This is a genomic window from Cutibacterium sp. LaCa_255, assembly GCF_057458005.1.
The window spans coordinates 2,292,015-2,304,024 of record NZ_CP190956.1 but is presented as its reverse complement, the minus strand read 5'-3'; the positions used below and the strand labels follow the sequence as shown (position 1 = coordinate 2,304,024).

Annotated in this window: 9 protein-coding genes; 7 read left to right on the top strand and 2 right to left on the bottom strand. The window is 64.4% G+C overall.

Features of this window, described 5'->3' with window-relative positions; genetic code table 11:
- Positions 1-35: 35 nt before the first annotated feature.
- Positions 36-998: an N-acetylglucosamine kinase gene (locus tag ACP8ML_RS10505; protein WP_117189453.1), complete on the bottom strand. Its 963-nt coding sequence runs from the start codon at positions 996-998 to the stop codon at positions 36-38.
- A 383-nt stretch (positions 999-1,381) separates the two neighbouring features.
- On the opposite strand from ACP8ML_RS10505, the gene ACP8ML_RS10500 reads away from it, so the two are divergent.
- From ACP8ML_RS10500 to pepN, 5 genes are all read left to right on the top strand, one after another.
- Positions 1,382-1,939, top strand: a complete 558-nt coding sequence (locus ACP8ML_RS10500; protein ID WP_171048623.1) for a cell wall hydrolase — start codon at positions 1,382-1,384, stop codon at positions 1,937-1,939.
- A gap of 85 nt (positions 1,940-2,024) precedes the next feature.
- Positions 2,025-2,738, top strand: coding sequence for a C39 family peptidase (locus ACP8ML_RS10495; protein ID WP_065673510.1), 714 nt, complete (start codon positions 2,025-2,027; stop codon positions 2,736-2,738).
- Between the two features lie 180 nt (positions 2,739-2,918).
- Complete coding sequence (locus ACP8ML_RS10490; protein WP_117189409.1) at positions 2,919-3,356, top strand: hypothetical protein; 438 nt, start codon at positions 2,919-2,921, stop codon at positions 3,354-3,356.
- Positions 3,357-3,623: 267 nt separating this feature from the next.
- Positions 3,624-4,061, top strand: a complete 438-nt coding sequence (locus ACP8ML_RS10485; protein ID WP_117189408.1) for a hypothetical protein — start codon at positions 3,624-3,626, stop codon at positions 4,059-4,061.
- A 139-nt stretch (positions 4,062-4,200) separates the two neighbouring features.
- Positions 4,201-6,744 (top strand): aminopeptidase N, encoded by a 2,544-nt coding sequence (gene pepN, locus ACP8ML_RS10480; protein ID WP_171048622.1) that lies wholly within the window; start codon positions 4,201-4,203, stop codon positions 6,742-6,744.
- A gap of 33 nt (positions 6,745-6,777) precedes the next feature.
- On the opposite strand, the gene ACP8ML_RS10475 is transcribed toward pepN, so the two are convergent.
- Positions 6,778-8,076, bottom strand: a complete 1,299-nt coding sequence (locus tag ACP8ML_RS10475) for an MFS transporter (protein WP_117189451.1) — start codon at positions 8,074-8,076, stop codon at positions 6,778-6,780.
- Positions 8,077-8,215: 139 nt separating this feature from the next.
- Here ACP8ML_RS10475 and purL point away from each other — a divergent pair, with 139 nt between their 5' ends.
- Both purL and ACP8ML_RS10465 read left to right on the top strand, forming a co-directional pair.
- A complete protein-coding gene (gene purL, locus ACP8ML_RS10470; protein WP_065673505.1) occupies positions 8,216-10,474 on the top strand; it encodes a phosphoribosylformylglycinamidine synthase subunit PurL in 2,259 nt (752 codons plus the stop codon).
- Between the two features lie 71 nt (positions 10,475-10,545).
- Entirely contained in the window at positions 10,546-11,889 is a 1,344-nt protein-coding gene (locus ACP8ML_RS10465) for a dipeptidase (RefSeq protein ID WP_117189407.1), read from the top strand.
- Positions 11,890-12,010 lie beyond the last annotated feature (121 nt).

The window sequence follows — 12,010 nt, the reverse complement described above, 5'->3', positions numbered from 1 at the left end:
GTGTCGTCAGAACTGTGCAGTCCTGGACGCTGTCGTCACCGGGCGACGTGGATGCGCTGGCCGAGCGGGGAATCAGGGCTGACGGCCGTCAGGGCTGCGGCCCCGTCGAGGCCCTCTCCGAGGGGTTCGACGATGCGCGCTCCCGGCATGGCCACGGAGATCTTCTCGACGATCGCCGCATGGATGAGGCGGGACCTCATGACGCCTCCCAGCAGGCCGACGGCAGGGCTGTCCTCGTCGGTCAGATGGGTCTGACGTAGTCCCGTGATGGATGAGTGAGCCAACTCGTGGGCCGCGCGCACGCAGATGTCACGGGCGACGTGATCGCCCCCCTCCGCGGCGGCGGTCACCTTGGTGGAGTAGGCGGCAATGTGCGAGACCATGAGTGGGTCCGCGTGGAGTTCGAGGTAGGCGGCCTCGATGTCGTCGAAATCTCCGCCGATGGTCTCGCTGAGGACCGTCTGTTCGCCACGACCGTCGTGGGCGCGCATGACGGCGTCGAGGGCATGGCGGCCCAGCCAGAACGCTGACCCAGCATCGCCGATGACGTAACCCCAGCCGTCGACACGGGCGACATTGTGGTGGCCGACGGCCAGCGTGATGACCCCGGTTCCCGCTGCCGTCACAACACCGAGCTGGTCTCCCAGGGCGCCGAGGTAGGAGGTGATGGAGTCATGGGCCAGCAGCACCCGAGCGACGCCGTAGGGTTTGAGAGCTTCCAGGACGGGAGCGGGGTCTTCGTCGTCGCGGGCTCCCGACGACCCGATGGCCACCGTGCAGTCTGACCCGATGACCTCCGGGTGGGCTGTCACGACGTCAGCCATGACGGTCGCGAACTGCGGGGCGAGGGGGAGGGCAGTACGGACACCGGACGAGGTGACCATCCACCCTGGACCCCAAGGGCCCGGCTTGCAGCGGACACGGGTGCTGGACTGTCCGGCGTCCACGGCGAGGACGGGACCGGTGGGGGCGGAATCACTTCGCGCGGCATCACTCATGGGTTCAAGGGTATGGGGGAGAGCCGGCACCATGCCCATCGGGGGACTCGGACGACCACCTAGTTCGATCGAACAGAGTGAGATGCCCTTTCGGACAGGTATCGGTTCACTCACGGCGAACGGTTGATCCTCGGGCATGTCCTGATCCGTAGCCGTGTGAAGTTCTTTGTCTGAATTGTGCAATGTCTTTATGATCATGGCGACAAGGGAAATCTCATGGTGGCATTTCCCCAATTCCTCATGGGTCGTGATCATGGCTAGAAGTGCCTCTGGTAATGGAACTAGCCCTCAGGACAACAATGGTGTCATTCATTGATGGGGATCCGTTGACGATGAGACCGGCGACCGTAATGTGCTGATTGACGTCGACGAAAGGTGACGACATGTTCGGGAAAACAACGGCACGACTGGTCGGTTCGGCCGCGGCTCTCACTATGGCGCTGACGGGAGCCGGTGTGGCCGCCTCCACGGTGGCTCAGGCAGCACCTGCAGCCTCCACATCCAGCGTCCCGGCTGCAAGCCTGACCGCTGAGCAACGTCAGAATGCCTACACCATCATTCGTGTCGCTGAAGAATCCAATGCCATCGATCCTGCTGGCAAGGACAATGCCATTCACGCCGCGATCATGGCTGCCATGCAGGAGTCCAGCCTGCGCAATCTCAACTACGGTGACCGCGATTCCGTCGGTCTGTTCCAGCAGCGTCCGTCCACCGGCTGGGGGTCCGTCGAGCAGATCATGGACCCGGTCTTCGCTGCCCAGTCCTTCTACGGAATCAACTCCTTCGGAAGTAACCCTGGTGTCATTCAGCAGCCTGGCTGGCAGACCATGAACCCCGGTCAGCTGGCCCAGGCCGTGCAGCGTTCCGCATACCCTGACCGTTACGACAACTGGTACAACCTGTCCGTCGAACTTCTCAACGATTACCGCTCCGGCCGCTGAGGCCCCCCTCGGTGACGACTGTTCGGCGGGGAGAATCCCGCCGAAAACCGCTCCTGTGACACATCACAACTGAAGGGAAAATCTTATGATCTCCACGATCAATAGGCTACGGCGCGGTGCCGTGGTCGGTCTGGCGGTGCTCGCGGTCGGGGCTGGCCCTGCTGCGGTGACGGCCCAGGCTGGCTCGGAACCGGCCAATCAGCCTCAGGTGGCCAAGGTCGCTTCCGTCCAGGCCCAGGTATCTGCCGCTGATGTTGCCAACGGCCAGATTGCCGATGCCGCCGCGCACGGATTTCATACCGTCAATATCAACTTCGAGTACCAGGCCACCGGTTGGTGGTGTGGCCCGGCCTCGACCCGGATCGCGCTGTCAGCTCGTGGCGTCAATGTCAGTCAGCAGCAGATGGCCAACGAGCTCGGAACCACCGAGAACGGCACCAACGACATCTCGCTGGTGACGAGCGTGCTCAACAACCACCTCAATCCGCAGTGGTACGAGAACAAGTACATGCCCAATGATCCGCCGACCCAGGATCAGAAGGATCTGTTGTGGCACGACATCACGACGGACATCGACAAGGGCTACGCCATCGTTGCCAACATCGTCGCCCCAGCCAACAATCATCCGCCGGGCTATCCGGGTGGCACGATCTACCACTACCTGACGATTGTCGGTTACAACCCTGACACCCGGGAGGTGCTGGTTGCTGATCCGGCCGGATTTGCCGGTACGCCGACCTACAAACTGAGCTTCGATCAGATGGCCACGCTGATTCCTCCGAAGGGATACAGCGCCTGATACGACATCCCAGGCGTTCCACCTTCCGCGGCGATGTCACTCAGGCTCGAAGTCCTGGCTTGCAGCAACGAGGGCGTTGGGAAAACCAACGAGGTCGGCGGTTGACGAGGCGCTGGTACCGTAGGATACCTATTTGCCCGAGCGGCGTGCGGCTGCTTTGCGAGAACTGAGGGGGCGCCGATGAGGAGTCCTCGGTTTGTGGTCGTCATGACTTCGTGTGTGTTGCTCTGTCTCGGCTTGGCGGGTTGCAGCACGATCCAGGCTGAGACAGATGAGGATGCTGCGGCATGCGCCGACTATGCCGTGCCCGATGCGCTGCGCAAGGAACTGGGTTCACGGGGGCTCACCTCTCCTACTGTCCGTGCGGACGCTGCGCAGACCTGGTTCAACGAGACCGTGCCGACAGACATCTCTATTGGCGGCCATTGGGTGGTGCGTTGGCGTCGGGGGACTCGGTTTCGTGTCGACCTGTATAGGCATATGAAGTCTGGCTCCCTGCTGCCACCTGACGCGGGAAAATCGGCATCCTCGGTCGCGTGTCGGGTGTACGACGTGGCCCATGGGGTGACGGTCCAGCAGGTCGATTGTCCAAAGGAATCGCTGGATGACCTACCCTGACACGGCTGCCCTTGCCCGCCGGCTCGTACTCGTCAACAGCGAAGATGAGACATCCGATTGGTTCGAGGGACAGCGTTTGATCACCATCGGTTGACTCGGCAAGCTCCTCACCAAGCGCAGTGATGACGCCCTGCCTTTCTTGTTAGAACTTCGCGTCTTAGTCGCAATCGTGACTGTGCGATGTGGATGTGCCAGGGGTGCTGGTACCATAGATGCGTATCTGCCGGAGCGGTGTGCGGTTGCTCGGCGAGAACTGAGGGGGCGCCGATGAGGAGTCCTCGGTTTGTGGTCGTCATGACTTCGTGCGTGTTGCTCTGTCTCGGCTTGGCGGGTTGCAGCACGATCCAGGCTGAGACAGATGAGGATGTTGCTGGTCGAGCTGACTACGACCTGCCCGACGCGTTGCGCAAGGAGTTGGACTCGCATGGGCTCACCTCCCCGGCTGAACGTGCGGACGCCGCGCAGACATGGTTCAACGAGACCAACCCGCCGGATGTTAACGTCGTCGACCGGTGGGTTGTGCGTAGTCGTGAGGGGACCCGGTTTCGTGTCGACTTATACAGGCATATGGAGTCAGGCTCTCTGTTGCCACCTGACGGGGGCAAATCGGCATCCTCGGTCGCGTGTCGGGTTTACGACGTGGCCCATGGGGTGACGGTCCAGCAGGTCGATTGTCCAAAGGAATCGCTGGATGACCTACCCTGACACGGCTGCCCTTGCCCGCCGGCTCGTACCCGTCAACAGCGGACATGAGACACCCTGATCGGTTCGAGGTACAGCTTCATCCAGAGGAACTGCTCGGTCTGGATGCTCATGGCACGCGCCACTGCCATACTCTGGTGGTGTGAGTTCGACGAATTTGACCCGCGAAGAAGCCCGTCACCGGTCCGAGATCATCACTGTCGAGAGGTACCACGTCCGCGTTGACGTGCGTGGTGCTGACGCTGATGGGGCCACCCACTTCACCTCCAGCACCAGGCTACGTTTCTCCTCCGAGGAGTCCGACACCTTCCTGGACCTGCTCGACGCCGAGATCGAGTCGGTGATCGTCAATGACGAGGAGGTCGATCCGGAATACGACGGCTCCCGTATTCAGCTGCACGGACTGCGCACCCACCGCAAGAATCTCGTCGTCGTCACCGCCAAGCTGCCCTATCAACACACCGGTCAGGGTCTGCACCGCTTCGTTGACCCGGCTGACGGCAAGGTGTACCTCTACACCCACTTCGAGGCTGCTGATTCCCGACGCATGTACACGGTCTTCGAGCAGCCCGACCTCAAGGCCCACGTCGACTTCGATGTTCTCGCACCGCAGGGATGGCGCGTCATCTCCAACCAGGTCCATGAGGACACCCGCGAGGAGGACGGCGGCATCCTGCACGACTTCGCCCTCACCCCGCGGATGTCGACCTACCTGACCGCCATCGCCGCTGGCCCGTACGTCCGATTCGAGGACGAATGGCACTCCCGCGACGGCTCGGAGTCCATCCCGCTGGGCATTCTCGCTCGCGCATCCTTGGCCGAGTACGTGGATCATGAGGAGATCTTCAAGATCACCAAGCAGGGCCTGGCCTTCTACCACGACGCCTTCGGTTACCCCTACCCGTGGGGCAAGTACGACCAGATCTTCGTGCCCGAGTACAACCTCGGCGCCATGGAGAATCCGGGCCTCGTGACCTTCACCGAGAACTACATCCACCGCGGCCCGGCCACTCGCTCCGAGCTTGCCGGTCGGACGAACACCATCCTCCACGAGATGGCTCACATGTGGTTCGGAGACCTCGTCACCCCCAAGTGGTGGGACGACCTGTGGCTCAAGGAGTCCTTCGCCGAGTACATGGGAGCCCATGCCTCGGTCAACGCCACCGAGTACCGCGAGGCCTGGACGAACTTCGCCGTCGGTCGCAAGGCCTGGGCCTACACCGCCGACCAGCAGTCGACGACGCACCCGATCGTCGCCGACATCGTCGATCTGGAGGCCGCCCGTCAGAACTTCGATGGCATCACCTACGCCAAGGGTGCGTCGGTGCTCAAGCAGCTCGTCGCCCACGTCGGCGTCGAGAAGTTCTTCAGCGCGGCACGCCACTACTTCCGCGAACTGGCCTTCTCCTCAGCCACTCTCGACGATCTCATCCGTCACCTCGAGAAGGCATGCGGTCGAGACCTGAGCTCCTGGGTGAACGCCTGGCTCAAGACCACCGGACCTGACGTTCTGCTGCCGGAACTCACCGTTCGTGACGGGGTCGTCCAGAAGCTCGCCGTGGTGCGTGACTCCATCGACGTGCGTACCGGCCGAGACGTCAGTCGTCCGCACACCCTGCGCGTCGGCCTGTACTCTCTGCAGGGAAACGATCTGGTGCGCACTGACCTCATCGATGTGACCTTGTCCTCGCCGCGTACTCCGGTGCGCGAGGCCGTCGGCAAGCCTGCCCCGGATCTCATCCTCATCAACGACGACGACCTCACCTACGCCAAGGTGCGTCTGGGGGCCACCGGGACGAAAACGGTGCTGGCCCACCTGTCCGGCCTGCCGAACCCGCTGGCCCGCGCGCTGGTCTGGTCGATGCTGTGGAATGCGGTTCGCGACGCCAAGCTCAAGGTTCAGGACTACCTCGACGCTGTCGCCTTGCACGGCCCCAAGGAGACTGAACCGGCCATCCTCACCACAGTGCTGCAGCAGCTGCGGATGGCGGTCGAGAACTACCTGCCTGATTCGGCTCGCGACAACGCGCGTCGAGCCGAGGCCGCTCGAGCATGGCAGGGACTTGACGAGTCCGAGCCCGGCAGCGACTTGCAGCGCATCTGGGCCCGCCACGCTCTGGCCCTGTCGACAGCCGACCCTGAGTCGGTCGATCGGGTTCGCGAACTCCTCGACGGCCACGTCACCGATCTTGCCGTCGATCCTGAATTGCGGTGGCAGGCCTGGACGGCCTTGGCCGCCCTGGGCCAGGCCAGCGTCGAGGACCTCGACGCCGAGCTGGAGCGTGATCGCACCAAGACCGGCGTCGCCCATCACATGGCCGCCATGACGGCCTGTCCCGACGATGCTGCCAAACAGGACGCCTACCGACGCCTGCGCACCCCCGGCGAGCTGTCCAACGAGCACTGCTTGGCACTCATCGACGGTCTGCGCACCCCGCTGGGAGCCGAGACCTTTGCGGGCCTCAACAGCTCCTACTTCGACGACCTGGAACAGATCTGGCAGGAGTTCCCGATCGAGATGGCCCAGCGCTTGGTGATCGGACTCTTCCCGGACGGTGACGTCGTCGAGGATGCCGATCATTGGTTGGCGCACCACCCCTCGGCCACGGGTGGCCTGACGCGGACGGTCAAGGAGCTTCGTGACGCGGCCTCTCGTGCGGAGACGGCCCGCGACTACAACAGCTGACGAGCCCCATCGCGCCTGACAGTGGCGGGTTGTTCAGCGGCGACGCTGCTTGACGACCCGCCACTGGCGTGCCAGTGCCTCCCGCCACGTCGGCACCGTCACGCCGTTGTCGATCATCATCCGGTACAGACGGCGCTGGTTGACCTCCAGGCCGATGAGACCGATGGCGAAGATGACGAGCTGGGTGGACATGGCCCAGCGGAAGCCACTGAGGGTGTAGTGCCCGCCGGGACATAGTACCTCCAGAAGCAGACCGATGATCTCGATCTCCAGCAGGCCGAAGAAGAATCCGCCCGTGATGGCCACACCGGTCGCGGTGGCCAGCCGGTTGCCGGGCTGGAAGGTGCGAGCCACGTCGAACCCAACGCCCCCACCGGGCAGTGAGATGCCCAGGCAGATGACGAGGACGTAGAGCATCCACAGCGGAGCGGGCCCTGGCCACACCAGGACGATCAGCCACGCCACCGTGGAGGCGGCGATCATAGCCTCGATGAGGGTGCCGCGACGAATGGGGTGCCGGCTGGTGAGGATGCCCGCCGTTGGTCCGGCGATGGCATTGGCGATGACGTACACCGTCATGAGGGTCGAGGCAGTGGCGGTTGATCGGCCTTCAGCATGAGTGAGGTAGGGCATTCCCCACATCAGCGAGAAGACGATGCCGGCGAAGTTCGACGACATGTGGGCCCAGAAGGCCAGCCTCGTCGAGGGATGCTTGACGACCTCGACAACCTGGTGGGGGAGTTGCTTGAGATTGGCGTCGGTGCGTTCCGGCTCGACTCCGGGCGGGGCGTCACGGATGAGAAGGACGGCCAGCACTGCGGCCAGTGCCGCCCCGGCCGCAGCGAGGAAGTAGCTCGAACGCCACCCGCTGGTCTCCACCATGGCCACCAGGCCGACGGCCGAGACAACCTGTCCGAACTGGCCCAACAGACCAGTGAGTTGAGTCATCAGCGGGATCTGACGAGTCGGGAACCAAGCAGGCACCAGACGCACCGCAGCACCGAAGATGAAGGCGTCGCCACATCCCACCAGGATGCGGGCGAGCATGGCACCTCCCACACTCCCTGCCAGGGCCATGACGACCTGGCCGACGGCCATGAGGACTGATCCAGCAGTGATGACGACTCTTGACCCCAACCGATCGACGGCCACACCGGCCGGAATCTGCAGAACGGCGTACACCGCGAGCTGGAGCACCATGAAAGTGGCGACGACGGACGCCGGGGCGTTGAAATGGTCTGCGGCCGTCAGCCCCATGACGCCCAGAGAGGTTCGCTGCATGACGGCAAACCCGTAGGCGATGACCGCGGTGATCCACACCACCCATGTCATGGCACCGCGGTGACGAGGGTTCGATGGGGCGGTACTCACGGGGCTCATGGTAAGACGTTGCGCCCTCCCCATGCGCTGAGTGAGCCGGCAATACGTGGTCGGGGCGGCAATGACGCCATCCAACGGCTAGATTGGTCCTGTGGCAGACACAGTTGAGAACGCCGTCAGCACCCCCGACGTCGAGCAGCCCTGGGCTGAGTTGGGGTTGTCCGCTGACGAGTACCAGCGCATCCGGGAGATCCTGGGACGTCGCCCGACCGGCGGCGAGCTCGCCATGTATTCGGTGATGTGGTCGGAGCACTGCTCGTACAAGTCGTCGAAGAAGTACCTACGACGCTTCGGTGACCTGCCCCAGCGCACGCCGCTCGGCCCGCTGCTGGCAGGCATCGGTGACAACGCCGGCGTCGTCGACATCGGCAATGGGCTGGCCGTCACGTTCAAGGCGGAGTCCCACAACCATCCGTCCTATGTCGAGCCCCATCAGGGAGCAGCCACCGGAGTCGGCGGCATCGTTCGCGACATCATGGCCATGGGCGCTCGCCCGGTCGGCGTCATGAATGCCCTGGCCTTCGGGCCCCTCGATGGTTCCGACACCTCCCGAGTACTGCCCGGTGTCGTCTCCGGCATCGCTGACTACGGAAACTGTCTTGGCCTGCCGACGATCGGCGGCCAGACCCTCTTCGACCCCACCTACTACGGCAACCCGCTGGTCAACGCGCTGTGCGTCGGAGTGCTGCGTCACGAGGACCTACAGTTCGCCAAGGCCTCCGGTGTGGGAAACCTCGTCATCCTCTTCGGTGCTGCGACGGGGGGTGACGGCATCGGTGGTGCGTCGATCCTGGCCTCCGAGTCCTTCGCCGCCGAGGGGGAGTCCAAGCGGCCCAGCGTCCAGGTGGGCGACCCCTTCATGGAGAAGTTGCTCATCGAGTGCACCCTCGACCTGTTCAATGCCGGCGTCGTCGAAGCCCTGCAAGACTTCGGTGCGGCCGGTATCTCGTGCGCCACCTCGGAGCTGGCCAGTGCCGGCGATGGTGGCATGCACGTCGAGCTCGACCGCGTCCCGTTGCGCGACCCCAGCCTCGCCCCCGAGGAGATCCTCATGAGCGAGTCCCAGGAGCGGATGGCCGCCGTCGTGCGTCCGGACCAGCTCGACAAGTTCATGGAGATCTGCGAGCACTGGGGAGTGGCCGCCACCGTCATTGGCGAGGTCACTGACACCGGCCGTCTTCACATCGACTGGCACGGTGCGCGGATCGTCGACGTCGATCCGCGCACCGTCGCCCACGACGGTCCGGTCCTCGACATGCCCGCAGCTCGTCCGTGGTGGATCGACGAGCTCAACGGCGATGACGCCAACAACCTTCCGCGCGACAACTCGGGAGAGGGTCTGGCAGGTGCTCTGCTGGCTCTGGTTGGTTCTCCTCACCTGTGCGACCGCTCCTGGATCACCGACCAGTACGACCGCTTCGTGCGTGGCAACACGGTGCTGGCCCAGCCCCACGACGCCGGCATGATCCGCGTCGACGAGGAGACCAACCTCGGCATCGCGCTGTCCCTGGACGCCAATGGTCGTCAGACCACCCTCAACCCATACCTGGGTGCCCAGCTGGCTCTGTGCGAGGCCTACCGCAACGTCGCTGTCAGCGGCGCGACCCCGGTGGCCGTTACCGACTGCCTCAACTACGGATCCCCGTACGACCCCGACATCATGTGGCAGTTCGACGAGACCATCCTCGGTCTGGTCGACGGCTGCCGCGAGCTCGGCGTGCCGGTCACCGGTGGCAACGTCTCCTTGCACAACCGCACCGGTGACGAGTCCATCCGGCCCACCCCGCTCGTCGGTGTCCTCGGTGTCATTGACGACGTTCGCACCCGCATCCCCTCCGCCTTCGCCCATGACGGTGACGCTGTCCTGCTGCTCGGCACCACGAAGTGCGAGTTCGGTGGATCGGTCTACGACGACGTCATTCACGCCGGTCACCTCGGCGGCATGCCCCCGATGCCCGATCTGAACGCCGAGAAGGCCCTGGCCGCGGTCATGGTGGAGGCTGCCAGGCGCGGTCTGCTCTCCAGCGCTCACGACCTGTCCGACGGCGGCCTGGCCCAGGCTCTCGTGGAGAGCTGTCTGCTCAGCGGCCTCGGTGCCTCGGTCACCCTGCCCGAGGGGGAGCCCTCGGTGCTGCTCTTCTCGGAGTCCCCAGCTCGCGCCGTCGTCTCGTTGTCCGGTGCCGACTACCGCGAGTTCAAGGAGCTGTGCCAGGAGAACGGTGTACCGGTCGCTCGGATTGGTGAGGTCATCGATCACGGCGAGTTCGAGGTCAACGGGCTGTTCAGCCTGTCCCTCGACGAGATCGAGCGCACCTGGCGCAAGCCGATCCCGGCTGCCATGGGGGAGTGACGCCCTCGGCCTTGACCGTCCTGCCGTCATGATTCGACGGCAGGACGGTCTGTGGGCCCTAGACTTTTAGCATGGATCTTTCGCATGTTCTCAACGAGCTGTCCGCCAAGGTTGACGCTGATTTCGACGGTGCCGTCGAGCAGCTGACGCGTCACGTCGCGGTGCAGTCGATCAGTTCACAGAAACCCGACGATGTGAGGTCCGGAGCCGAATTCGTCGCAGCTGCCGCCAGGGAGGCTGGCGCCGCCGACGTCAACGTCATCACCGAGAATGACGGGCTGCCGGCTGTCATCGCTCACTGGCCTGCCCCCGAGGGCAAGCCCACCGTTCTGCTGTACTCCCACGGTGACGTCCAGCCCACCGGCAACCTCGACGAGTGGCACACCGACCCCTTCGTCGCCACCACCAGGGGAGAGCGTCTCTTCGGGCGTGGCACTGCTGACGACAAGGGTGGCGTCGCTGCCCACCTGGCTGCCATCCGTGCCTTCGACGGCAAGCCGCCGGTCGGCGTCACCCTCTTCGTCGAGGGTGAGGAGGAGATCGGCTCCCCCTCCATGGAGGCGATCATCGCCGGCCACAAGGAGGAGCTGGCCGCCGACGTCATCGTCATCGCCGACTCGGTAAACTGGACCCAGGGCGTGCCCTCCCTGACGACTACCCTGCGTGGCGTCGTCGACTGTGTCGTGGAGGTCTCCACCCTCGACCACGCGCTGCACTCCGGCCAGTTCGGTGGCATCGTCCCCGACGCCCTGACGACTCTGTGCCGTCTCATCGCGACCATGCATGACGAGACTGGTGAGGTTACCGTCGACGGCCTCAAGGGATTCACCGGCCCGGAGCTGGACTACCCGGAGGATCGTCTGCGCGAGGAGACCGGTGTGCTGGACGGAGTCCAGTGGGTCGGTCGGGGACGCGCCGTTGAGAAGATGTGGACCAAGCCGTCGGTCACTGTCGTCGCCATCGACGCCACCCCGGTCAAGGACGCCATCAACATCCTGCCGGCAACCGCTCGCGCCAAGATCAGCCTGCGCGTCGCCCCTGGTCAGGATGCCGGCGAGGCCATGGAGGCTCTCGTCAAGCATCTGGAGACCCACGTCGAGTTTGGCGCCCACGTCAAGGTGACCCGTGGTCAGCTCGGTCAGCCGGGCATCGTTCCCTTCACCGGGAAGCGGGCCGAGGTCGCCAACGAGGCCTTCAAGCTGGCCTGGGGGCAGGAGCCCGTCGAGATGGGTACCGGAGGCGCCATTCCCCTTGTGACCGATCTGCAGAATGCGTTCCCGCAGGCGACCGTCCTCGTGACGGCCGTCACCGATCCGGAGTCGCGCATGCATGGCATCGACGAGTCTCTGCACCTGAGTGACTTCCGCAAGGCCATCCTCACCGAGGCACTCATGCTCGCCGGCCTGGCTGAGTGAAGTTCCGCTGAAGGGTGTTCCCGCGTAGAATGGCCCTGCTGTCGGCTGTGCCGGTCAGCAGGGCCTGGGGCGTCCGACGGAACCATCTCTTGTCCGAGTGACGGTCACCGGGGCTCGCGTC